Source organism: Nocardioides furvisabuli (assembly GCF_021083185.1).
In the GTDB taxonomy this organism is placed as follows: domain Bacteria; phylum Actinomycetota; class Actinomycetes; order Propionibacteriales; family Nocardioidaceae; genus Nocardioides; species Nocardioides furvisabuli.
The window spans coordinates 24,479-47,690 of sequence record NZ_JAIGQB010000011.1; the positions used below are offsets into that span (position 1 = coordinate 24,479).

At 68.7% G+C, this 23,212-nt stretch carries 18 protein-coding genes and 1 pseudogene; 12 read left to right on the top strand and 7 right to left on the bottom strand.

Annotated features, from left to right (window positions below; genetic code table 11):
* Positions 1–117 precede the first annotated feature (117 nt).
* On the top strand, positions 118–1,173 hold the full coding sequence (locus tag K4G59_RS17605; protein WP_231252367.1) for a polyprenyl synthetase family protein: 1,056 nt from the start codon (positions 118–120) through the stop codon (positions 1,171–1,173).
* Positions 1,174–2,003: 830 nt separating this feature from the next.
* On the opposite strand, the gene K4G59_RS20695 is transcribed toward K4G59_RS17605, so the two are convergent.
* The gene (locus tag K4G59_RS20695; RefSeq protein WP_372461833.1) at positions 2,004–2,408 is read right to left on the bottom strand and encodes a polyprenyl synthetase family protein; all 405 of its coding nucleotides are present in this window, start codon (positions 2,406–2,408) and stop codon (positions 2,004–2,006) included.
* Between the two features lie 696 nt (positions 2,409–3,104).
* Here K4G59_RS20695 and K4G59_RS17610 point away from each other — a divergent pair.
* The 9 genes from K4G59_RS17610 (at position 3,105) to K4G59_RS17650 (ending at position 16,106) form a co-directional block, all read left to right on the top strand.
* Positions 3,105–3,818, top strand: a complete 714-nt coding sequence (locus K4G59_RS17610) for a hypothetical protein (RefSeq protein ID WP_231252368.1) — start codon at positions 3,105–3,107, stop codon at positions 3,816–3,818.
* Positions 3,819–4,563: 745 nt separating this feature from the next.
* Complete coding sequence (locus K4G59_RS17615) at positions 4,564–5,523, top strand: IS481 family transposase (RefSeq protein ID WP_231252369.1); 960 nt, start codon at positions 4,564–4,566, stop codon at positions 5,521–5,523.
* Positions 5,524–6,076: 553 nt separating this feature from the next.
* Entirely contained in the window at positions 6,077–7,891 is a 1,815-nt protein-coding gene (locus K4G59_RS17620) for an acyclic terpene utilization AtuA family protein (RefSeq protein ID WP_231252370.1), read from the top strand.
* Positions 7,888–9,468, top strand: a complete 1,581-nt coding sequence (locus tag K4G59_RS17625; protein ID WP_231252451.1) for an acyl-CoA carboxylase subunit beta — start codon at positions 7,888–7,890, stop codon at positions 9,466–9,468. Before K4G59_RS17620 ends, K4G59_RS17625 begins: the two co-directional genes overlap by 4 nt.
* Positions 9,447–11,501 (top strand): ATP-binding protein, encoded by a 2,055-nt coding sequence (locus K4G59_RS17630; protein ID WP_231252371.1) that lies wholly within the window; start codon positions 9,447–9,449, stop codon positions 11,499–11,501. Before K4G59_RS17625 ends, K4G59_RS17630 begins: the two co-directional genes overlap by 22 nt.
* 58 nt (positions 11,502–11,559) lie before the next feature.
* On the top strand, positions 11,560–13,089 hold the full coding sequence (locus K4G59_RS17635; protein WP_231252372.1) for a class I adenylate-forming enzyme family protein: 1,530 nt from the start codon (positions 11,560–11,562) through the stop codon (positions 13,087–13,089).
* The gene (locus K4G59_RS17640) at positions 13,082–13,879 is read left to right on the top strand and encodes an enoyl-CoA hydratase-related protein (RefSeq protein ID WP_231252373.1); all 798 of its coding nucleotides are present in this window, start codon (positions 13,082–13,084) and stop codon (positions 13,877–13,879) included. Before K4G59_RS17635 ends, K4G59_RS17640 begins: the two co-directional genes overlap by 8 nt.
* Positions 13,876–15,045: an acyl-CoA dehydrogenase family protein gene (locus K4G59_RS17645; protein WP_231252374.1), complete on the top strand. Its 1,170-nt coding sequence runs from the start codon at positions 13,876–13,878 to the stop codon at positions 15,043–15,045. The genes K4G59_RS17640 and K4G59_RS17645 overlap by 4 nt, the downstream gene beginning before the upstream one ends.
* Positions 15,042–16,106, top strand: a complete 1,065-nt coding sequence (locus K4G59_RS17650; RefSeq protein WP_231252375.1) for an MBL fold metallo-hydrolase — start codon at positions 15,042–15,044, stop codon at positions 16,104–16,106. The genes K4G59_RS17645 and K4G59_RS17650 overlap by 4 nt, the downstream gene beginning before the upstream one ends.
* Positions 16,107–16,124: 18 nt before the next feature.
* Here K4G59_RS17650 and K4G59_RS17655 read toward each other — a convergent pair whose 3' ends face one another.
* Positions 16,125–16,799 (bottom strand): TetR/AcrR family transcriptional regulator, encoded by a 675-nt coding sequence (locus K4G59_RS17655; RefSeq protein ID WP_231252376.1) that lies wholly within the window; start codon positions 16,797–16,799, stop codon positions 16,125–16,127.
* A gap of 203 nt (positions 16,800–17,002) precedes the next feature.
* On the opposite strand from K4G59_RS17655, the pseudogene K4G59_RS17660 reads away from it, so the two are divergent.
* Together K4G59_RS17660 and K4G59_RS17665 are read left to right on the top strand one after the other, a co-directional pair.
* A pseudogene (locus K4G59_RS17660) lies at positions 17,003–18,144 on the top strand (AMP-binding protein).
* Positions 18,120–18,464, top strand: coding sequence for an AMP-binding enzyme (locus K4G59_RS17665; protein ID WP_231252377.1), 345 nt, complete (start codon positions 18,120–18,122; stop codon positions 18,462–18,464). The pseudogene K4G59_RS17660 and the gene K4G59_RS17665 overlap by 25 nt, the downstream one beginning before the upstream one ends.
* 24 nt (positions 18,465–18,488) lie before the next feature.
* On the opposite strand, the gene K4G59_RS17670 is transcribed toward K4G59_RS17665, so the two are convergent.
* Genes K4G59_RS17670 through K4G59_RS17690 form a run of 5 tightly spaced genes read right to left on the bottom strand, consistent with a single transcriptional unit; the run spans position 18,489 to position 23,210 of the window.
* Complete coding sequence (locus K4G59_RS17670) at positions 18,489–19,250, bottom strand: SDR family NAD(P)-dependent oxidoreductase (RefSeq protein ID WP_231252378.1); 762 nt, start codon at positions 19,248–19,250, stop codon at positions 18,489–18,491.
* Positions 19,251–19,271: 21 nt separating this feature from the next.
* Positions 19,272–19,898: a TetR/AcrR family transcriptional regulator gene (locus K4G59_RS17675; protein ID WP_231252379.1), complete on the bottom strand. Its 627-nt coding sequence runs from the start codon at positions 19,896–19,898 to the stop codon at positions 19,272–19,274.
* Entirely contained in the window at positions 19,895–20,959 is a 1,065-nt protein-coding gene (locus tag K4G59_RS17680; RefSeq protein WP_231252380.1) for a CaiB/BaiF CoA transferase family protein, read from the bottom strand. Before K4G59_RS17680 ends, K4G59_RS17675 begins: the two co-directional genes overlap by 4 nt.
* On the bottom strand, positions 20,959–22,119 hold the full coding sequence (locus K4G59_RS17685; protein WP_231252381.1) for an acyl-CoA dehydrogenase family protein: 1,161 nt from the start codon (positions 22,117–22,119) through the stop codon (positions 20,959–20,961). Before K4G59_RS17685 ends, K4G59_RS17680 begins: the two co-directional genes overlap by 1 nt.
* Complete coding sequence (locus tag K4G59_RS17690; protein WP_231252382.1) at positions 22,119–23,210, bottom strand: hypothetical protein; 1,092 nt, start codon at positions 23,208–23,210, stop codon at positions 22,119–22,121. The genes K4G59_RS17685 and K4G59_RS17690 overlap by 1 nt, the downstream gene beginning before the upstream one ends.
* Between the last annotated feature and the right edge of the window lie 2 nt (positions 23,211–23,212).

Here is a 23,212-nt window from a genome sequence, read left to right on the forward strand (position 1 = left end):
CGGGCCAGGTGGTCGGTGACCGTTAATCCGGGCTCGTCGCGAAACCTCTTCACTATGCCTAGATTTGGTTGCTCAGTGTTGCATGGGATGTGACACACGACACCAAACGAGTGGGAAGTGACGAGCCTAGGGACCGAGAGCCTCCCCGACCTGGCGTTGGCCCGCATGCTCGACACTGGTCGCGCCCGAGCACAGCTAACCGACCCTGAGCATGCCCGCCTGTGGGACGCGCTGGCCGCGGCGACGGAGGGCGGCAAGCGGTTCCGGCCCGCGCTCCTCGTCGCGACCCACGACGCCCTGGGTGGCTCCCAGCCGGCCGCCGCCGCGGAGGTGGGTGCGGCGGTGGAGCTGCTCCACACTGCGTTCGTCATCCACGACGACGTCATCGACGGCGACCACCTTCGCCGCGGCCGGCTCAACGTGAGCGGAGTTTTCCGCGATGGGGCGCTCGCCGCCGGTGCGGACTCGGACGAGGCCATCGTGTACGGCCGCACGGCGGCGATTCTCGCGGGTGACCTGGCCCTCGCCGCCGCAGTACGTGCCGTGGCCACCTGCCGGGCACCCGCCGCTGCCGTCCACCAATTGATGGACCTCTTCGACTCGGCGCTGCACACGACCGCGGCGGGCGAGCTGGCCGACGTACGCTTCTCCGTCGACCCCACGCCCGTCACGCTGCCCGAGAGCCTTCTGATGGCGGAGCAGAAGACCAGTGCATACTCCTTCGCACTTCCTCTCCAGGCCGGTGCCGTGCTCGCTGGCGCCGACGAGGGAACCCGCGACCGGCTCGGAGCGACCGGGCGGGTGCTGGGCATCGCCTTCCAGCTGACCGACGACCTCATCGGCGTCTTCGGCGACCCGAACCGCTCGGGCAAGAGCGCAACCAGCGATTTACGCACCCGTAAGCAGACGCTGCTGCTCGTCCACGCCCAGTCCACCCCCGAGTGGCCCAGAATCGCCGGGTACGTCGGTCGCGACCTGAGCGCTGACGAGCTCGTGGAGGTGCAGGGGCTGCTCACCGCGTGCGGCTCCCGCGCCTTCGTCGAGGCCCTCGTCGAAGGGCACCTGGTCTCGGCCCGGGCAGCGCTCGACGAGCACGGCATCCCGGTCGCCCCCATCGAACTGCTGTCGACCCGCTCGGCGGTCCTGATGGACGGGCGGGAGGTCGCAGCATGAACTCAGCGGACCATCCCGTGCGTCCTCTTCGCCCCCTCGCCATGCGCTTTGGCGTGCCTCGGGCGCGGCGGCTGTTCCCGGCAACCCGTTGAACAACCCGGGTCGGACCCTGGCTGCTCCCCAGTCATGAGACCGCATCGCGTCGCTGGGTGCGTCTGCCCCGCCGGCGGTCCGTGGTCGGCGCCTCGGGCGGAAGCGCGGGTCAAGAATGGCACTACTGGCGTGGCATTGTCGCGCCATGCAAGACTCATCTTTCCGGCCGCTGCCACCCCCCGTTTGAGGTCGCACTGGGTGGCGGACAGCTTCCCCCGTGGCTGTCCGGCACCGCCTCGACGCGCGATCGCTGGTTCCCACGACCTGACGTCCCGACGTGGCGTCGGATAGACAGTCTCCCGTGTCCCGATCCGGAATCCGTCCACCTTCCGCGTGCTGTCACAATGTCGCGCGGTAACCGACAGCGCGAGAGCGTGGCTCACCGAGAGGCGAAGTATGGGCCCGGCCCAGCGATCGAGACTGACCAGCGCCGCCATCGTTAGACCGCCGATTCCTGCCGTCGTTCCCCATGCGTGACGGAATGATGTAACCCGGGTGCGCTGGTATCGGTCTTTCGGTCAGGGCGACCACCGTGCCGCATCGCAGCGGTTACCCCACACGGCTCTCTGAACCCCTGTGTCACGAGGCGTCCTGCCCTCACGCCCCGCGAGGGGACTCGAAAGGTCTCATTTACCCTCCAGAGACCATCGCCACGACCCAGATGAACCCCACGTAGCATGGACGAGCAACGCGCACAAACCATTGAAATCACGAGGGAACCCGCAAAAGCTCCGGAGTCACGGGCCTTGGAAAGGTAGGCCCGATCCTTCCAAGGAGACGATGGACCAACGTGGACCTGTGCCGCGCAGGTGGCCACCGCGCGCATGGCAGTTGTGAGGGCAAGGTCGCCCGCGAGAATGGCTGCCGTGCTGCCGTAGGCCGTGGCGGCGGCCTCGTCGGCGCCGTCTGCGATGGCGTGGGCTCGGAAGGTTGCCGCTCACATTCAGGCGTCCGCGTCGGATCAGATCGCCGTCAATCACGTCATCGTGAATCACGAACGCCGTGTGCATGATCTCCAAGGCCGCGCCGATCTGTAGCGCCGCCGCGTTTAGTTCACCGCCCAAGGCGTCATGCGTCGCTCGGAGCAGAGCGGGCCGAAAGCGCTTGCCGCCCTCAGTGGCGTGTGGAAGCGCTTTCCACAACGCTGATGGAGCGGGTCAACAATTGCCGCGCGTCTCCGCCCCTCGTCAATCAGCGTCTGTATCGCTTCGTCTGCGTGTGCGCTTATGACCAGTCCTAATAGCATGCGCCATGAAGAGCGAGAACTATACAAGACAAGTGGCTAAATTTACGCAAGGCGTTGAAGGTTGAGGGAGAGAAGGTACCTTTTCGCCAGTGGCTGTATCTCAGTCCGGAGAGACGGCCGCACCGTTGTAGGCCGAGAGGTGGAGATGCGGACAGCCTTAAGGTCGGCCGCATGCGTAGCAGGGTTGCCTTGGCAGCCGCTGACACCGCGTCAGTGCGTCGGTTGGCGCTAGCCTGCGTGTTCATGGGAGGTGCTCCAGCCAGGCTGCAGGTGCGCTTGGCTGCAGACCCAGCCAGCGTTGCGGGAGCGCGCCGCTTCGTCGTCGACGGACTCAGCGCGTGAAACGAAGGACGTTTTGTCGATGACGCAGCACTCGTAGTGAGCGAACTCGCGACCAACGCCGCACTGCACGCCGGGGCAAAGTTCATGTACGTGACGCTCGAGCGGGGAAGATCCGGTGTAACGCTGTCCGTCGAGGACGACGGTCCGCTGGATGCTGACGTCGTAACTGCACGGACACGCACGCGCGGACGACGATGCCGTCGCTTGGAATGAACTAGACGCGACCGGTCGCGGTCTAGCGATCGTGGGAATGGTGGCCGACCGTTGGGGCGTCGACGGAACCGAGCGCGGCAAGCAGGTGTGGGCGGAACTGAGCGGCCGCGATGACGTCGCCACGTCACCACCCGCCCGGCTGCGCAACTTGCAGACCGCGAGCCGTCCTTCGCACGAGGACCTTCCGCCCGGCTGGGTGATGGTCCGACTCGCACAGTGTCCAGTGGAGCTGATCCTCCAGCAGGACCGCCACCTCGACGAGCTCGTGCGGGAGCTCCAGCTGTTGTCAGTTGATCGAGGCAGCCCCCACTCAGCCGCGCTTGCCGACGAAATCCGCGGCCTCCTGGTCTCGCCCACGCACGCCCGCCTGACGGGGCGCAGGGCGGCCGAGCTTGCGCGCGACGAGGACAAGGAGGTGGTGGACGTGGACATGGCCATGCCTCGCGAGTTCAGCTCTGTTGTCGAGCAACTGCAGATCGTCATCGCGCGAGCTGACCAACTGTGCAGACGGCCTGCTCCTGACGCTCGCGTCGCCGCCGGACGTTCGGGAACTGCGCGCGTGGATGACCCACGAGATCGTCGGTCAGGCGACACATGGAGCAACCGCAACGCCATGGGCGGAGTGGCGCAGCGTCTGAAGCTTGCACTCAAGCCATCCCACTCGGAAAGTAACCGGGGTCGCACTCCCGGGCCGGCGAAGGTCTGCAAGAGCCGCGAGACGTCGGGTGTGGAGCGGTCCTTCTCTATGTAGTGCTCCTGGGTGATCGAGGCCGAGAAGTGTCCGAGGACGCGTGCCGCGGTGTCGGAGGTCGACCAGCCGGTCGATCACCGTCGCCACGGTCTTGCGAGAGGTGTGCGGCGTCACCCAGTCGAGACCGGCGTCTGCGCGGATCGCGCGCCACCGGCGCTCGAAGGCGCCCGCCTCGGTGTTGAGCCGGAACGTTCGATCGAGTACCTCAGGCGGGTGTCATCAAAATGAAGCGCAAGGTGGTCGACACCACTGCGGAGATCGTCGAGACGCAGCAGCTGCCCGAGTCCGACGTCACGAAGCAGTGGGACCCGCCGCGAGTCGGCTAGGAGAGCACCGCAACCATCCCGTATGAGGTCGCATTCGGTGCCGGACAGTCCCCGTGGCTGTAGGCACCTCCTATATTGCCCTTCGATCGACAGGTCTGAGAGTGCCACCGGTGAAATCTCTGACCCCGGCATAACGGGCGTCAACCTCACCGGACTGCTCCCATCGGCTTGAAGCACCGCGCCCGCAAGGTCGGCTATAGCGCGGACACCAACCCACCATGTACGAATGCCCGGGCGAGGCCGTCGATACCTTGGGCTCTACGACTCGAGCCGGAGCGGCACGGCCGCCTCGCCGCGGAACTGCCCGCGCACTAGTTGTACCCGGCCAGGACGTTGGTAGCGGCGAGCCTGGTTGAACGAGCGAGAACCCCCGGATGGGATGTGGCTTGTCTAAGGCCCACTCCAACCCGGAGGTTCTCGTGTCCCCCGGTAATGTCCGACTAACTGTCCACGGTCGACTGCTGATCGTTCAACGCCACCAGGCCGGCATGGCCCAGGCCCACATCGCTGCCGCGATGGGTGTCTCGCGCAAGTGTGTGAAGAAGTGGATCGACCGGTTCGACCAAGAGGGGCCGGGCGGGCTGCGCGATCGTTCCTCGCGCCCCCACACGATGCCCACCAAGACCAGTGACGAGGTCGAACAGAAAGTCCTGGCTGCCCGCGCTGAGCACCGCGACGGTCCCGACGTCCTCGCGCCGAAGGTCGGGGTGCCCGCGCGGACCGTGTCGCGGATCCTGCGCCGCCACGACGTCCCGTACCTGCGTGAGTGCGACCCGATGACCGGCGATGTCATCCGGTCCTCGAAACAGACCGCGGTCCGCTACGAGCGCGCGCGGCCTGGCGAGCTGGTCCACATGGACGTGAAGAAGCTCGGCAAGATCCCCGACGGCGGCGGCTGGCGAGCCCACGGTCGGCAGAGTCGCAACCTCGACCGCAAGGTCAAGATCGGCTACGACTACGTCCACTCCCTCGTCGACGACCACTCCCGACTGGCCTACAGCGAGATCCTGCCCGACGAGAAGGGCACCACGTGCGCAGCGTTCCTCGAACGCGCCATCGACTACTTCGCGGCCCATGGCATCACCCGGATCGAACGGCTGATGACTGACAACGCCTGGGCCTACCGCTACTCACTGCGCGAACTGTGTGCCGAGCACGGCATCGTCCAGAAGTTCATCCGACCCCACTGCCCATGGCAGAACGGCAAGGTCGAGAGACTCAACCGCACCCTGGCCACCGAGTGGGCCTACCGACAGGTCTTCCTCACCAACGACGACCGAGCAGCCGCCCTTGCGCCATGGCTCGAGCACTACAACACTGATCGCCGCCACAGCGCACTCGGAGGCAAGCCACCGATCAGCCGACTGCTACCAACCTGATGGCCGGGTACAACTAGTCCGCGCTAGGGGATTCGTCGACGCAGACCCTCCACGCGCCGCGTGCAGCATGGACCAGGCGCGGGTCTGAAGCAGCCAGATTGACACGTTCCGAAAGTCAGCCGCAGTGCGTGTGAGTCCCCGCCCCCTCACTCCCGTCGGTTCGCAGTGGGCATGAAGATCTGAGGTTGTGAACACGCGTTTTCTCAAACATCAGCAGTCTGAACTCGCTCGTTGACACGCATGGTGATCGCTACTAGCGTGCGTTCCCAACTACATGGTCGATAACTTACCCGCGGGATGAGATCGGCGCAACGATTCCGGAGGCACCGGTGCGGCCGCTTCTGTTCGGGCCTGACGGCCAGACTTTGACATGGTGCCCGCCCGCCGCGGCGGACGTCGCTAATGGCGCGCCGCTAGATTCGTGCCTGCTGGGCAACCAGCGTCGGCGCCGACACCACCTGGCGCTGAGTGTTCGGGTGGCGGCGGCCCGGGAGTGGGCCGGGATCTTCCAGGCCTTCGCCGACCCGCCCGGTGCCGGCCGGGAGCCGCTGCGGTGAGCACCCCGCTTCGGGTGGCTAACGTCTCCGGCTTTTACGGCGATCGCACGTCGGCGATGCGCGAAATGCTCGACGGCGGGGATGTCGACGTCCTCACCGGTGATTACCTCGCCGAGCTCACCATGCTGATCCTCGGCCGCCAGCGTTCCACCGACCCGGCGGCGGGCTATGCCCGCTCTTTCCTGACCCAGCTGGAGGACTGCCTCGCTGACGCACTCAGCCGGGGGGTGCGGATCGTCAGCAATGCCGGCGGGCTCAACCCGCGGGGTCTGGCCGACGCGGTCGGTGAGCTCGGCGCTCGGCTGGGGGTCCCGGTGCGGGTCGCCACCGTCAGCGGCGACGACCTGATGCCCCGGCTCGCCCAGCTGTGCTCCACCGGCCGCCTGCGGGTCGGCGAGCGGCCACCGGCGGACGGCGACCTGGTGGCGGTGAACGGCGAGTTCCTCGACGTCCTGACCGCCAACGCCTATCTCGGCTGTTGGGGTATCGTGCGGGCACTGGAGGCCGGTGCCGACGTCGTCGTCACCGGACGCGTCACCGATGCCAGCCTCGTCGTCGGCCCGGCCGCCTGGCACCATCGCTGGAGCGCCGAGGACCTTGACGCGCTGGCCGGCGCTACGGTTGCCGGACACGTGCTCGAGTGCGGCACGCAGGCGACCGGCGGGAACTTCAGCTTCTTTACCGAGTTGCTCGATGCCGACCCGCGCTGCCTGGACCACATCGGTTTCCCGCTCGCCGAGATCGCCGCGGACGGCACGGCGGTCATCACCAAGCACCCCGGCACCGGCGGAGCGGTGACCGTCGAGACGGTCACCGAGCAGCTGCTCTACGAACTCACCGGCGGCCGCTACGGCGGCCCCGACGTCGTCACCCGGTTCGACGGCCTGCGGTTGCGCCAGGTCGCGCGCGACCGCGTCGAGGTCACCGGGGCACGCGGCCTGCCGCCAGGAGAGTGGCTGAAGGTGGCGACGAACCGTCTCGGTGGCTTCCGCAACGCCATGACCCTGCCGCTGGCCGGGCTGGACGTCGACCGCAAGGCCGATGTGCTGCGTCGACAACTGGCGCCCGTGCTGGCGGACGTGGCCGAGGCGGTGGTGACCCTGGCGCGCACGGATTCCCCAGACTCCGGGGCTGAGGAAGAGGCCAGCGCCGTGCTGCAGGTGACCGTGAAGGACCCGGACCGCAACAAGGTGGGCAAAGAGTTCACCGTGCCCGTGATCGAGTTCGCCCTGGCCACCGTCCCCGGCTTCTTCGCCGCAGGCGCCCCGCCCCGCCCGTCGGCTTACGGCGTCTACGCGCCGGCATGGGTGCGGGTCGATGACGTCTCTCACGTGGTCGGCCTGCCTGACGGCGGCACGGATAGGGTCCCTTCGACGCGGCCGCAGCCGGGTAGCACGCTGGAGGGTGCGGCGCCGGGGCCCGGGGAGCCGGCGGGCGACATCAGCGGCCCGGAGGCCGCCGGACCCACCCGCCGCGTCCCGCTGGGCCGCGTCGTCGGCGCCCGCAGTGGCGACAAGGGCGGTGCCGCGACCCTCGGCGTGTACGCCCGCAGCGACGAGGGCTACGCCTGGCTGTCGAGTTTCCTCACCGCTGAGCGGCTGCGTGAGCTGCTGCCCGAGGCCTCCGGCCTGCCAGTTACCCGTGAACTGCTGCCCGGCTTCCGCGCGCTGATCTTCCAGCTGCCTGGCCTGCTCGGCGAGGGCGTGGCCGCCAGCACTCGATTCGATCCCCAGGCCAAGGCCGTGGGGGAGTGGCTGCGTTCTCGCTTGGTCGATGTCCCGATGTCTCTGCTACCGGAAGGAAGAACGTGACCATCCTCGCCGACCGCGCCACGGAGAACCGTACCGCGCTCCTCGATCGCCTCGCCGAACTGGGCGAGCTGCGCGCACACGCCAACCTGGGGGGCGGCGAGAGCGCAGTGGCCCGCCACCGGGCCCGTGGCAAGCTCACCGTCCGCGAACGCATCGAGCTGCTGCTGGACCGGGACAGCCCGTTCCTCGAGCTGTCGCCGTACGCGGCGTGGGGCACCGACTTCCCCGTGGGGGCCAGCGTGGTGACCGGCATCGGAGTCGTCGAAGGCGTCGAGGTGATGATCTCGGCGAACGACGCGACGGTGCGAGGAGGGACGAGCAACCCCTACACCTTCCGCAAGACCCAGCGCGCGCACGAGATCGCCGAGACCAATCGACTGCCGTTCATCAGCCTGGTCGAGTCCGGGGGCGCGGACCTGCCCACCCAGTCGGAGATCTTCATCCCCGGCGGGCGCGCGTTCCGCAACCTGACCCGACTGTCCTCGCAAGGCATTCCTACCGTCGCCCTGGTCTTCGGCAACAGCACCGCCGGCGGCGCCTACGTGCCCGGCATGAGCGACCACGTCGTGATGATCGACGGCCGCAGCAAGGTGTTCCTCGCCGGGCCGCCGCTGGTGAAGATGGCCACCGGGGAGGAGGCCGAGGACGAGTCCCTCGGCGGAGCGTCGATGCACGCCCGCACCTCCGGCAGTGCCGACCACCTGGCCGTCGACGAGCTCGACGCCATCCGGCTCGGGCGGCAGATCGTACGCAAACTCAACTGGCGCAAAGCCGGCCCCGGCCCGGCCCATCCGGCCGACCCCCCGCTGTTCGACCCGGAGGAGCTGCTCGACCTCGCCCCTGCGGACCTGCGCCAGTCGCTGGACCCCCGCGACGTGTTGGCCCGGATCGTCGATGGCAGCCGCTTCGACGAGCACAAGCCGCTCTACGGCACGTCGCTGGTCACCGGGTGGGCTAGCATCCACGGCTATCCGATCGGCGTGCTGGCCAACGCCCGTGGCGTGTTGTTCCGGGAGGACGCGCAGAAGGCCGCGCAGTTCATCCAGCTGGCCAACCAGGTTGACACCCCGCTGCTGTTCCTGCAGAACACGACCGGCTACATGGTCGGCACCGAGTACGAGCAGAACGGCATCATCAAGGCCGGCTCGCAGATGATCAACGCTGTCTCCAACAGCACGGTGCCGCACCTGACGATGAACATCGGCGCCTCGTACGGCGCCGGGAACTACGGCATGTGCGGGCGGTCCTACGATCCTCGTTTCCTGTTCGCCTGGCCCAATGCCAAGAGTGCGGTGATGGGGGCGGCGCAGCTGGCAGGAGTGCTCGATATCGTCGGAAGAGCCAGCGCGCAGGCCCGTGGCCGCGACTACGACGAGGAGGCCGCGGCTGCGATGCGGGCCGCAGTGGAGCAGCAGATCGAGGCCGAGTCGGTAGCGCTGTTCCTCTCCGGCCGGGTCTACGACGACGGGATCATCGACCCGCGCGACACCCGCACCGTTCTCGGGCTGGCTCTGTCGGTGATTCACAACGCACCTGTCAGAGGGCTGCACGACGGATGGGGGGTGTTCCGCCTGTGACCGACCAACGCACACTGAGAAGTGTCCTGGTGGCCAACCGCGGGGAGATCGCCCGCCGAGTGTTCGCCACCGCCCGGGCCATGGGGCTGCGCACCGTCGCGGTGTACTCCGACGCCGACGCCGACGCCCCCTACGTCGCCGACGCCGACGTGGCCGTCCGGCTACCGGGCAACACCCCGTCCGAGACCTATCTGGATGCCGACCTGGTGGTGGCCGCGGCGCTGAGAGCCGGCGCGGACTGCGTCCATCCGGGCTACGGGTTCCTGTCCGAGAACGCAGATTTCGCCCGGGCGGTGCAGGTGGCGGGACTGGTCTTCGTGGGCCCCAGCGTCGAGGCCATCGAGGCCATGGGCAGCAAGCTTGCCGCCAAGGAGCTCATGCAGCGCGCCGGGGTGCCGACCCTGCCCAGCGCGGACGCCACCGGCCTCGTGGGAGTGGAGCTGGAGAAGGCGGCCGCCGACGTCGGCTACCCGCTCCTGGTCAAGGCGTCCTTCGGTGGCGGCGGCCGCGGCATGCGCGAGGTGCGCGACCCGAGCGACCTCGCGGATGCTGTCGCGGGTGCCGGCCGCGAGGCAGCGTCCGCATTCGGCAACGGCACCGTGTTCCTGGAGCGCCTGGTCGAACGGCCGCGGCACGTCGAGGTTCAGATCTTCGGCGACAGCCACGGGCACACGGTGGCGCTCTTCGAGCGCGAGTGCTCCATCCAGCGCCGCCACCAGAAGGTGGTCGAGGAGGCGCCGTCCCCCGCGGTCGACCCCGACCTGCGTGAGCGGCTGCAGGACGCGGCCGTCGCCGCCGCGCGCGCCATCGACTACGTCGGTGCGGGCACGGTCGAGTTCTTGCTCGACGACGGGGGCGACTTCTTCTTCCTCGAGGTCAACACCCGCCTGCAGGTGGAGCACCCCGTCACCGAGGCCGTCACCGGGCTGGACCTGGTCCGATTGCAGTTCGACGTCGCGGCGGGCCGCCCGCTGCCCGCGGAGGCACTGACGCCCACCCTGACCGGCTGCGCGATCGAGGTACGGCTCTACGCCGAGGACCCGTCCCGCAACTGGCTGCCCCAGTCGGGGCGGCTCGAGGACTTCCACGTCCCCGCCGATACCGAGTTCCGACTGCCGACCGGACCGGGAGTCCGGCTCGACAGTGGCGTCGCTTCGGGCGTCGAGGTCGGAGTGCACTACGACCCGATGCTCGCCAAGGTGATCGCCTGGGCGCCGGACCGGACCTCGGCAGCGCTGGCGTTGGCAGGCGCACTCCAACGCGCACGGCTTCACGGACTGACGACCAACCGCGACCTCCTCGTCCGCGTCCTGCGCAGCGAGGCGTTCCTCGCCGGCGAGACCGACACCGGGTTCCTGGATCGGCACGGCCTCGACCTGCTCGCCGCACCGCTGGTCGATGACGAGGGACGTCGCCGGCATGCCGTCGTGGCGGCGCTGGCCGGCGCCGCGCTACGGCGAAGTGCCGCGCCGGCGCTCGCAGGCCTGCCATCGGGCTGGCGCAACAACCCGACAGCGCCGCACACGACGGTCTTCGACGCCGGCACCGTGCGCTACAGCTTCGACCGGAGCGGGATCACCGCCGACCTTGATGCGGCGCCGGTGCCGCTGACGGTGCTCGGCACCGACGTCCTGCGGCCGGGCCGGGTCCGGCTGGAGGTCGAGGCCGACGGGCTGCGCGCCACCTACGAGGTGCACGTCCAGGGTGACCGGTCGTTCGTCGACGGACCGGACGGCTCGACGACGCTGGTCGAGCAGCCGCGTTTCCCCGAACCCACGGCGAAGGTGGCCCCCGGGTCGCTCACCGCTGCGATGCCGGGCACAGTGAGCCGGGTGGCCGTGGTCGAGGGCGAGCGAATCGACGCGGGACAGCTGGTGCTGGTCCTGGAGGCCATGAAGATGGAGCACCCCGTGGTGGCGCCCGCCGCCGGAGTGGTGCAGGCCCTGCACGTTCAGGTCGGCGCGCAGGTAGAGACAGGGGCGACGCTCGCCGTCGTCGCCGACACCGAGGAAGGGAACAGCGATGCGTCCTGATCTATCGGGGGTCGATCCCCTCGCGTTCAACCTGGCGACCAGACTGTCGGTGGGCGACATGCTCACCCGCTCGGCATTCCAGTTCCCCGACCGCACCGCCATCGTGCAGGACGGCGAGGAGATCACCTACGCACGCCTCGATGCCGCCGCCGAGGCCTTCGGGCGGGGCATGCTCGCGACGGGCCTCGAACGCCAGGAGCCCGTGGCCTTCCTGCTGGGCAACTCGTGGCGGTTCGTTGCCACCTTCTTCGGGTGTGCCAAGTCCGCACTCGTCGCCCTGCCCGTCAATCTGATGCTGCCGCCGGACGAGGTGGCGTGGATCCTCGCCGACGCAGGAGTGCGTGCTGTGGTCGCCGACCCCGCATTCGTTCCGCTCCTCGAACAGATACTCCCCGATCTGCCGCAGGTCACCACCGTGGTCGTCACCGGGGACACGTCGGACCCGGTGGCCGGGCGCACCGCGTTGCGCTGGGACGATGTGGCCGCGGACCCGACCCCGTTGCAGGTGGTGGTCGAGGACCGCGACACCGTGCACTGCCTCTACACCTCTGGCACGACCGCCCGCCCCAAGGGCGTCCTGACCAGCCACCTCGCCGTTCACGTGGCGGCACTCAGCAGCGCGCTGCAGGTGGGGCACCGGCACGGGCACGAGTTCTCCGTGGCCCCGATCGTGCTGCCGCTGTTCCACACCACGGCACTGGATACGCTGCTGCTGCCTGTGCTGCTCACCGGCGGCACCGCGATCCTGCCCCCTGGTTTCCAGCCTGACGCCTACCTGGACATCGTGGAGGGCAGCCGGGCCACGCACCTGCTGCTGCTGCCCATGATGTGGGCCGCGGTGCTGGCCACACCGAGGCTCGAGGAGCGCGACCTGTCCTCCGTGCGGCTGTGCATGTACGCCATGGCTCCGATGCCGCAGGAACGGATCGGTCAGATAGCCGCCGCCTTCCCCAACGCCGACGTACTGCTCGGCTCGGGGCAGACCGAATGCGTGCCGGCCACGGTGCTCCAGTGGCCGGCGCACCAGGACACCAAGAGCGCCTCGTGGGGTCCCTCGGTCGTGACCGTCGACACCCGGATGATGGGACCGGGTGGGGACCTGCTGCCTCGGGGAGAGACCGGGGAGATCGTCTACCGCGGTCCGCACGTGATGAGCGGCTACTGGAACAACCCCGAAGCGAACACCGCCGCCTTCGCCCACGCCTGGTTCCACAGCGGCGACATCGGGCACCTCGACGAGGAGGGGGTGGTCTGGTTCTCCGACCGACTCAAGGACATCGTGAAGACCGGCGGCGAGAACGTCTCCTCCGTCGAGGTGGAGCGGGTGCTGCTCAGCTCCCCGGAGATCACCGAGGTCGCGGTCATCGGCCTACCCGACGACAGATGGGGCGAGGCCGTGACAGCGGTCGTCGTCGCCGTCGACCCCGCCGTCGACACCAGCGCACTGTCGGATCGGTTGACCGCATTGTGCCGCGAGCAACTGGCGGGCTTCCAGGTCCCGAAGCGGATCGAGGTCCTGACCGGCTTGCCCAAGACGGCGACCGGCAAGATCCAGAAGCACGAGCTGAGGGAGCGTTTCCGTGGCTGATGAGGAGCTGGTCCGTGTCCGCCCCCACGGGCCGGTCGCGGAGGTCACCCTGGACTCCCCACACAATCGCAACGCTCTGTCGCGCGCCATGGTCGAACAGGTGCACGCGGCCTTGGCGCTGGTCACCGTGGACGAACGGACGCGAGTCGTCGTGCTGACGGGAACCGGCACCGTGTTCTGCTCCGGTGCCGACCTCAAGGAGCAGCGGACGGGCGCGGCGCCATCGGTGGTCGGCCTGCCGGACATCCTGACGTTGATCTACGAGAGCCCAGCGCCTGTCGTCGCGCGGGTCAACGGTGCTGCGCGCGCGGGCGGGCTGGGCCTGATCGCGGCGTGTGACCCCACGGTCGGACTGGTCGGCGCGACGTTCGGGTTCAGCGAGGTCCGCATCGGCGTCGCCCCGGCCGTGATCGCCGTAGCTTGCCTGCGCCGGATGGACCACCGCTCCGCCCGAGAACTGTTCCTGACCGGAGAGATCTTCGACGGGCTGCGCGCCCGCGACGTCGGCCTCCTGGATCGCGCGGTCCCCGACGACGAGCTGGACCTGACGGTCGACATGCTGGCCGGGCAGCTGAGCAAGGGTGCCCCCCAGGCGCTGGCCATCACCAAGCAGTTGCTGCGAGACCTCCCCGGTCCCGACCTGAAGGAGGACTTCCGGCGGATGGCTGCGGTCTCCGCCGAGAGGTTCGCCTCGGACGAGGCGAGGGAGGGCATCGCCGCACTGTTGGACAAGCGCCCGCCGGCGTGGCTCACTGCGGCGGACGCACCAAGCGAAGGAGGACGACTGTGACGCAGACCGATATCACCACACCCACCGGCGACCCGTGGCGCACACCCGAGCGGGTGGCGCTGCGACGGCTGGCGCGCGATTTCGTCGCCCGGGAGATCGCACCGCACGTGGACGAGTGGGAACAGTCCGGCGAGCTGCCGCGCGATCTGCACCGCAAGACCGCCGACGTCGGTCTCCTCGGCGTCGGGTTCGCCGAGGAGGTGGGCGGCAGCGGCGGCAACGCGATCGACTCCGCGATCATCACCGAGGAGATCCTGAACGGCGGCGGATCCACCGGTGTGTGTGCCTCGCTGTTCACCCAGGGCATCGCGCTTCCGCACATCGCCGCCAACGGCGGCCCCGAGTTGGTCGAGCGCTATGTCCGCCCCACGCTCGCCGGGGAGCTGATCGGATCGCTGGCGGTGTCCGAACCGAGCGGGGGTTCCGACGTCGCCAACCTTCGCACCCGGGCGGTCCTCGACGGAGACGCGTACGTCGTCAACGGTGCGAAGACCTTCATCACCAGCGGCATCCGCGCCGACTTCGTCACCGCCGCGGTGCGCACCGGCGGACCCGGCCACGCCGGGGTCTCCCTGCTGGTCATCGACAAGGCCACGCCCGGGTTCACCGTGTCCCGCCGGCTGGACAAGATGGGCTGGCGGTGCAGCGACACCGCCGAACTGTCCTTCTCCGACGTCCGGGTCCCGGCCGCGAACCTCGTCGGCGCGGAGAACTCCGGCTTCGTGCAGATCATGCAACAGTTCCAGAACGAGCGGATCGGCCTCGCCGTCCAGGCCTACGCCACCGCAGCCCGAGCCTTGGATCTGGCGGTCGGGTGGGCGCGGGACCGGGAGACGTTCGGACGGCCGCTGTCCTCGCGTCAGGTCATCCGGCACAAGCTCGCCGAGATGGCCCGCCAGGTCGACGTCGCGCGGTGCTACACCCGGGCGGTCGCGCAGCGGTACCTCGCCGGCGAGGATGTCGTCACCGAGGTGTCGATGGCGAAGAACACGGCGGTGTACGCGTGCGACTTCGTGGTGAACGAGGCCGTGCAGATCTTCGGCGGCATGGGCTACATGCGCGAGTCCGAGGTCGAGCGGCACTATCGGGACGCGCGGATCCTGGGCATCGGCGGTGGGACGAACGAGATCATGAACGAAGTCATCAGCAAGAGGATCGGTCTGTGACTGCCGAGCCGGCCCGCCCGTTTCGGGTCACCGGCACCGAGCAAAAGCGGGCGTGGGCGGAGAAGCTACTGCCCCCGGTGGAACAGGTGCAGCCTGGGCTGTGGTCGATCCCCGTCCCCATCCCCGTCAACCCGCTGCGCTACGTCCTGGTCTACTCGCTCGAGATGGACGACGGGGTGGCGCTCATCGACGCCGGGTGGGACACCGATGAGGCGTGGCAGGCCTTGACCGACGGGTTGGCGACGGCCGGGCACGCCATCGGCGACGTCCGCGGCGTGATGGTGACGCACATCCATCCCGACCACTACGGCCTGGCTGGACGGATCCGCGAGGCATCGGGTGCCTGGGTGGGACTCCACCCCGACGACGCGGCCCTGCTTCCCGCCCGGTACGGGGCGGGGATGACCGACCTGCTCGACGACATGGCCAGGCTGTTGCGGAAATGCGGGATACCCGACGACGAGTTGCAGACCCTGTCGCGCGCTTCGCTGCCGATCGCGGCCTACGTCCGCCAGACCGAGCCCGACCGCCTCATCCGAGACGGCGACCGGCTGCCGTTGCCCGGCTGGGATCTGCGAGCGGTCCACACGCCCGGCCACTCGCCCGGCCACCTGTGCTTCCACGAGCACCAGCGTCGCGTCCTCTTCTCCGGGGACCACGTCCTTCCCCGCATCACACCCAACATCGGGGTGCACGCGCAGTCGAGCGGCAACCCGCTTGCCGACTTCGTCGACTCCCTGGCACGTGTCGGCGGACTGGACCACGAGCTGGACGAGGTGCTGCCCGCGCACGAGTATCGCTTCGCCGGCCTCGCGGCGCGCGTGTCGGCGCTGCTGGGCCACCACGACGCTCGGCTGGAGGAGATTCACGCCGCCCTCGCCATGGCACCGACGGCATGGGAGCTCACCGCGGCGCTGACCTGGTCGCGGCCCTGGGCAGAGATCTCCGGTTTCATGCGCCGAGCGGCCATCGCGGAAACCCTGGCGCACCTGGTGCTGCTGGAGAGCAGGGGACGGGTGGCGCGGACCAGCGACACCCCGTGGCGCTGGGAGCAGCGCTGACGGGGCACTGTGTGCCGCTCACTCGTGGAGCGCCTCGGTGGCCGCGGCCGCTCGGTCTCCTCCTGGCCAGGCTTGCGGCGCGAGGCCGATCGCCCCGGCCCACAACCGCGTAAGGACGTCGACGGCCTCCGCCTCGTCCAACCCCTCGACCGGGTCCTGCCACAGGTGGGCGAAGGACTCGACCATGGCGCCCAGGGCGCTTGCCGTCGCACGCGGCGGCAGCATCGGATCCGCCAGCCCGAGCTCTTGCATGCGGATCAACCCTTCCATGCCGCAGCGGACGAAGGACTCGCGGATCTCCAGTCTCAGCCCCCGGAAGTCCTCCCGGACGTCTGCCTGGGAGTCCAGCACGCGCAAGATCCGAGAGTGACGGGTCACGGCTCTCAGGAAGGACCGGTTCGCCGCCTCGATGCGGGCGTACGACGCATCCGGCGGAAGGCGGGTCCCGATCGAGGTCGCGGTGAAGATCTCCTTCGCGACGCCGGTCACGATCTCGCGCAGCAACGCCTCCTTCGAGTCGAACCACGTGTAGAACGTCCCGTGGGAGACTCCGGCACCGTGGGCGATGGCATCGATGCCAACGGTGGAGAATCCGTGCTCTTCGAAGAGTTGGCGCCCAGCCTGCACGAGCGCCGATTTGGTGCGCCGGCCGCGGGCCATGGCTGGCAACGGTCCCGGCACGGTCGACGTCATCGTGTGTCCCCTCCATCCGACGCGTTCGCGCCCGCGTCCATCTTGACGCCGGCGTCAGGTTTGATCAAACTGCCAGTGACCATGGTCACCACAGGTGATCCTGATGAAAAGGACAACGCATGGACGAGGGTATCGGCAGCTGAATCTCCACGAGGGCCTTCGTGTCCGGCGACAGGATCGCGCTGGTCGACGGGGAACGGCGGATGACGTATGCGGAGCTCGACATCAGCACCAACCAGCTGGCCCGAGCGCTGCGATCCCTCGGGGTGCGGCAGGGCGACACGGTCGCCGGACTCCTGCTCAACAGCACGGCGTTCATCGAGACGATGCTGGCCACGGCCAAGCTGGGCGCCGTGTTCGTCCCCATGAACGTGCGCCTCGCGCCCGCCGAGGTGTCGTATCTTCTTGCGGATTCGGGATCTGACACGTTCGTGTACTCGGCTCCCCTCGCGTCAGTAGCCCGCTCGGCACTTGCCGGAGACGGCGTGCGGGTCCGGTCGCGACTCATCGTCGGCGGCGAACCAGTCGAGGGCGAGGTGCGCTACGAGCAGGTGCTGGCCGGAGGTGGTCCCCGATCCGTGGACACCGACGTCGATCGACGCGACCTGTCCTGCCTGATGTACACCTCAGGGACCACCGGGCGACCCAAGGGCGCGATACTGACCCACGACAACCACATGTGGAATGTCGTCAACAGCTTGTCCTTCGGACGCGGGCTGCGCGAGAGCGACGTCACCGTCACCGTTGCGCCGATGTTCCACATCGGAGGCTTGGGGATCCACACCCTGCCGCTGCTGTACGTAGGAGGAACCAACGTGGTTCTTCCTCGTTCGATCCGGTGCGGACCCTGGACGCCATGTCCAAGGAGCGAGCCACCGTGCAGTTCATGGTCCCGGCCATGTGGGCGGCTCTCATGTCGGTCCCCGGATTCGACGATGTCGACCTGTCGTCGCTGGACCTCGCCGTGTCGGGTGGAGCACCCTGTCCGCTCCCGGTGATCGACTTCTACCAAGGCAAGGGACTTCCCTTCCAGGAAGGCTTCGTGATGACCGAGACGTCGCCGGTCGTCTCGATCCTGGATGCCGACCACGTCAAGGAGAAGCCAGGCTCCATTGGCCGGGCGGTGTTCCACGTCCGGGCGCGGATCGTCGACGACGCTGACAGGGAGGCGGCCGTCGACGAGGTGGGGGAGCTCGTGCTTCGCGGGCCGAACGTGTTCGCGGGCTACTGGGGACTGCCCGAGGCGACCGCGGAGGCGTTCCGCGGCGGCTGGTTCCACACCGGCGACCTGGGCCGCATGGACGCGGAGGGCTTCATCACGTGGTCGATCGCAAGAAGGACATGATCATCACGGGCGGCGAGAACGTCTACCCGATCGAGGTCGAGCAGGTGCTCTACCGGCACCCCGCGGTGCGTGAGGTGGCCGTCGTCGGGGTCGCCGACGATCGGTGGGGCGAGACCCCCGTGGCCGTGGTCGCGCTGGAGGAAGGCGCCGAGGCAACGGCCGAGGAACTGGTCGCGCATACGCGGGACCGGCTCGCTCACTTCAAGTGCCCCACCCGGATCGAGTTCGTTCCCGAGCTGCCTCGCACGGCCACCGGCAAGGTGCTCAAGACAGTGCTGCGGCAGCAACACGGCGGAGGAGAGCGAGCAGTGGGTCGCTGACTCCCAAGCGACCGGCTTGCCTCGTCACCAGGTCGCCGAGAGACCGCCGTCGACGACGAGGGTCTGCCCGGTCATGAACGCCGATCCAGGACCGGACAGGAAGACGGCGGCAGCAGCCATGTCGGCGGGCACCCCCCAACGCCGGACGGGGGTACGCCGCACAACGCGCTGTTGGAACCGCTCGTCGGAGTGGAGGTCGCTGACGAGGTCTGTTTCCACCCAGCCCGGGCACAGGGTGTTGACGGTGACCCCGTCGCGCCCGAGCTCGGCCGCCAGTGAGCGGGTCATGGCGATCATGCCGCCCTTGCTCGCCGCATAGGCGCTGGAGTGGGTGTCGCCGACCAACCCCATGACGCTCGCCACGTTCACCACCCGACCCCAGCCACGCTCGGCCATCGCCGGAGCCAGTTCGCGGGTTAGCGCGAAGACAGCGGTGAGGTTGGTTCGGAGGGTGCGATCCCAGCTCTCGTCATCCACGTCGCTGAGGGCCTGGTTCCAGGATCCTCCTGCGTTGTTGATGAGGACGTCGATCGCCCCGGCCGAGGCACGCGCTTCACGGGCGAGGCTCGTCGGCCCGTCGGGGTCCTGCAGGTCGGCGGTGAGGACCACGGGGTCGTGCTCGAGCGCCGAGGCCACCTGGTCGAGTCGTTGCCGGTCCCGGCCCGCGAGGATCACTCGGGCGCCTGCAGCGTCGAGCGACTGGGCCATCGCCTCACCGATCCCACGCGTGGCTCCGGTGACAAGGGCGGTGCGGCCAGCGAGGCCGAACAACTGGTCGAGCGTCATGAATCAGAGCCTTTCGGGCTGCTAGCGGAAAATGTCGAGGATGCTTTCGCTGACGAGAGACAGAGCCTTCTTGTCCTCGGCCGCCGACCGCGAACGGAACCAGATCGGGACGAAGTTGATCGAACCGTGCATACAGTGCAGGGCGACCCGCGGATCGCGCGGGTGCAGTTGACCCGAAGCCACGCCATCCTCGACGACCGCGACGAAGATGTCTTCGTGGAGCCTGCGCCAGTGCCGCTGCTTCTCGCGCATCGACTCCGGCCAGTCCTGGTGCTGCAGAAACAGGCGCGCCATGTCGGGGTCGTCGTGGACGAAGATCTCCAACTGCTCGAGGATCAGGTCGCGCAACGCGTCCAGCGGGGTCGGCGCGGCGTCGGCGACGGCCGCGAGACGGGCGATGGTCTTCTCTGCGACCGCCTGGAAGCAGGCGCTGAAGAGGTCGTCCTTGCTCTCGAAGTAGTGGTACAGGGACGCCTTCGTAAGATCAACCTGGTCGGCGATCATCTCCAGGGACGTGTTGTGGTAGCCATGCTCGGCCACCACTTGGGCGGCGACGTTCAAGATCGCATCGATGCGCTGGTTGCGCTTGCGCGCGACTCGGCTCAACGGCGGCCGCCCGGCGTCGGGCTCGGTGGCTGGGTCGCTCATGGTGTCGCTCCTGGGGTGGACGAATCTCCCTCAGGGGACGCCGCTGTGGAGATCGCCGCAAAACGTACCGGGTGAGCGTATCTGCCACGAAATCCACTGCCGCGGATGAGTCCGCGACGCTCAAAGGGAGCACTGTCCAGCACGTCCTCCGGCCGTCGGACGATGGCCGCGGGCACGTCGACCTGCGTCGTTCGGGCAATGACCTCTGCGGCCGTGAGGCCGGCGAACAGTGTTTCCAATCTGCGCCGCAGGCGTTCATAGTCGCGTTGGCGCTCCGCGAAGGTGGAGCTGCGTTCGTCGGCGAGGTCGAACTCGTCACAGAACCGCTCCCAGAAGTGCTGCTCGTGGACGATCCCGAGCGCGACCCGGTGACCGTCGGCGGTGTCGAAGACGCCGTAGTGCGGAGTGGAACCGAACAGGTCCACCTCGCGAGCCGCGCGGGACAGCGCGACGGGGAACGTCCAGGAGGCCATCACGTCCGCGATGCTCACGTCGAGATGGGCGCCCGCGCCCGTGCCTGCGCGACCCACGAGAGCGGCGCTGATGGTCGTGGCCGCCATCAGCCCGGAGGCCAGGTCGGCGATGGGGAGTGGTGGCACGCTCGAGGAGGAGGGTCCGTCCTGCGCGAGCGTGCCGGCGTCGGCATGGTAGGTGAGGTCATGACCGGGCTTGTCGGCACGCTCGCCGACCTGGCCGTATCCAGAGATCGAGCAGTAGATCACTCCCGGGTTCGTCTGCGCCACCGCCTCGTAGCCCAGGCCCAGCCGGGCGAGAACTCCAGGTCGGAAGCCTTCGACCAAAACGTCGCAGTCACGTGCGAGATCGAGGACGCGGCGAAGGCCGGCGTCCGACTTGAGATCCACCTCCTCCACCTTCTTGCCGACGTTGACCTCGGTGTAGAGGGAGAGGAAGGCACGTGCCGGGTCGCCGCCGGGCGGCTCTATCCGGTGCACGTCGGCACCCATGTCGGCCAGCAGTCGGGTCGCGTACGGTCCCGGCAGCTGCAGGCTGAGGTCAAGGACCCGGATCCCGGTCAGCACCGGCAGCGCTGCCTGCCACATCAGTACGACCTCGGCAGGTGCAGCACCTGCTGCGCGATGTGGTTGAGCACCATCTCGCGGCTCACTGGCGCCGTCTTGTGCAGTCGCACGAAGCCCCAGAGGTCCGCCAGGCCGAACTCTGTGGACAGGCCGTGGCCGCCGTGCACCTGGATCGCGCGGTCCAATGCCTCCCCAGCGGCATCCGCCGCGGCGAACTTCGCGCTGTTCGCGGCGACCCCCGATTCTCGTGGGTCCATGCCTGCGTCGACCAGCCAAGCCGCCCTCTGGGTCATCAGCCACGCCAGGTCGCGGTGGATCGAGGCCTCCGCGAGCGGGTGCGCCACCCCCTGGTGTGCACCGATGGGCACCCCCCACACCACCCGCTCCTGCGCATAGCGGGCGGCCTTGTCCAGCGCGTAACGAGCCAGTCCGCAGGCGTGGGCGGCTGTCATGATGCGCTCGGGGTTGAGCCCGACGAAGATCTGCCGCAGCCCCTCGCCCTCCTCGCCCAGCAAGCGGTCGGCGGGCAACCGCACGTCCTCGAAGGTGAGAGTGAACTGCTTCTCCGGGGCGTTGACCTGCATCGGGATCGGGTGCATGCTCAGCCCCGCCGCGTCCGTGGGTACGACGAAGAGGCTCAACCGTCCGCGGCCGGAGTCGGTGCGCCCCGTGCGGGCCACGACCAGGATCTCATGGCTCTCGTCCACGCCTGAGATGTAGTGCTTGGTGCCGTTGAGCACCCACTCCTCACCTTCACGGCTGGCCCGGGTGGCGAGCTGGTGGCTGTTGCTCCCGGCTTCGGGTTCGGTGATCGCGAAGGCCATCTTGGCAGACCCCGAGCACAGGTCGGGCAGCCAACGCTGCTTCTGCTCGGAGGTGCCGTAGGCGGAGATCACCGTGCCGCAGATCGCGGGCGACACGACCAGCAGCAGCAGCGGACAGCCGTGAGCGGCCAGTTCCTCGCCGACGATCGCCAGCTCGCTGATCCCCAGCCCGCCGCCGCCGTACTCCTCGGGGAGGTTCACCCCGACGAACCCGGCTTCTGCGACCTCGTTCCACAGCTCCTCACTGCGCGACCCCTCGGCGGCCGTGCGCTGGTAGTAGGCATGGCCGTACTTCTCAGCGATGGCGCGCACCGAAGCGCGAATGTCGTGGTGGAGTTCGGATTCGGCGAAGTCCATCATGACCCTCCTGAAGGGGTGTCCGGGGCTGCCTGGCCGAACGCAGGCCGCAGCGAGGCGGCGAGGTCCTCCGGGCTACGCGCCATATAGGGCTCGCCCAGCTGCAGGTTCAGCGCACCGATGTCGTTCGCGTGCAGTGCGGGGGAGAAGGACAGCCGTGGTGTGAGTACGGCGTGCAGCCGCCCGCCGTCGGCGGCATCCAGGGTGGCCGGGAAGAAGGACATGTTGAAGCTCGAGATGCCGGTCTCCCCGAGTGCACTCAGCAGCCGGGCGGTGACCGTGGAGAAGTCGGCCAAGGCCGCGTCGTCGAGGGTGTCGAGCACCTGATGGTCAGAGAAGACGATGCGCACGTCCGACAGCGCCGAGAGTGAGACGAAGTCGGTCAGCACCGTCAGGTGCTCGCTGTCGTACACCCAGCGCTCACCCAGGGCACGCTCGGTCTCGACCAGGTCGTCGAAGTAGGGGCGTCCCCAACGCTCGAAGTACTCCCGCTGCGCGCGAATCCGCCTCTTGACGTTCTCTCCCGGCTCGTCGGTGACGATCACCTGCAGATGGGGATGGATCTGCGTCGACGCGGCGGGCGGCATGTAGTTCCAGCTCAGCAGTGTGAACGGCAGGTCGTTCCCGGCCTCGCGCACCGCCTTCGCATAGTCGCCGGCAAGACTGATGGCGTTGCGCAGGACGTCAGGGCACCACGCATCGATCGCGACGAAGTGCTGGGCGCAGATCACCGTCACCGCGCTGAAGGCGTCGTAGGGGGACAGGTTCGGCACCAGGGTCGCTTCCCCCCGGCTCAGACGTCCCTCGGCGAAGACATCGGGAGGGAGTTGCGGGGTCACGACCTCCAGGCGCTCGGGACAGAAGGGGCAGACCTCGCGGGTCGTCTCGGCAAGCTCTGCGAAGTCCTCCGGTTGAGGTCGGAATCCCACGAAGTGGGCGAGCCGACCGGTGGTGCCCAGCAACGGGTCACGCCGGATCTCGCTGGTGATCTGGGCAGGCGCCCAGTTCTGGGAGGGGTCGAGGTACCGGGTGGTGCGGGGGGAGCGCTCGAAGGCGATCCCGTGGGCGCCCGCTCGGGCCGCGTCGCTCATCG

What these genes read in the sequence shown, in the direction of transcription:
- K4G59_RS17680 (WP_231252380.1), bottom strand. Translation starts at nt 20,959, where the DNA reads ATGTGGCAGGCAGCGCTGCCGGTGCTGACCGGGATCCGGGTCCTTGAC.
- K4G59_RS17685 (WP_231252381.1), bottom strand. Translation starts at nt 22,119, where the DNA reads ATGGACTTCGCCGAATCCGAACTCCACCACGACATTCGCGCTTCGGTG.
- K4G59_RS17675 (WP_231252379.1), bottom strand. Translation starts at nt 19,898, where the DNA reads ATGAGCGACCCAGCCACCGAGCCCGACGCCGGGCGGCCGCCGTTGAGC.
- K4G59_RS17630 (WP_231252371.1), top strand. Translation starts at nt 9,447, where the DNA reads ATGGGGGGTGTTCCGCCTGTGACCGACCAACGCACACTGAGAAGTGTC.
- K4G59_RS17690 (WP_231252382.1), bottom strand. Translation starts at nt 23,210, where the DNA reads ATGAGCGACGCGGCCCGAGCGGGCGCCCACGGGATCGCCTTCGAGCGC.
- K4G59_RS17670 (WP_231252378.1), bottom strand. Translation starts at nt 19,250, where the DNA reads ATGACGCTCGACCAGTTGTTCGGCCTCGCTGGCCGCACCGCCCTTGTC.
- K4G59_RS17655 (WP_231252376.1), bottom strand. Translation starts at nt 16,799, where the DNA reads ATGACGTCGACCGTGCCGGGACCGTTGCCAGCCATGGCCCGCGGCCGG.
- K4G59_RS17610 (WP_231252368.1), top strand. Translation starts at nt 3,105, where the DNA reads ATGGTGGCCGACCGTTGGGGCGTCGACGGAACCGAGCGCGGCAAGCAG.
- K4G59_RS17635 (WP_231252372.1), top strand. Translation starts at nt 11,560, where the DNA reads ATGCTCACCCGCTCGGCATTCCAGTTCCCCGACCGCACCGCCATCGTG.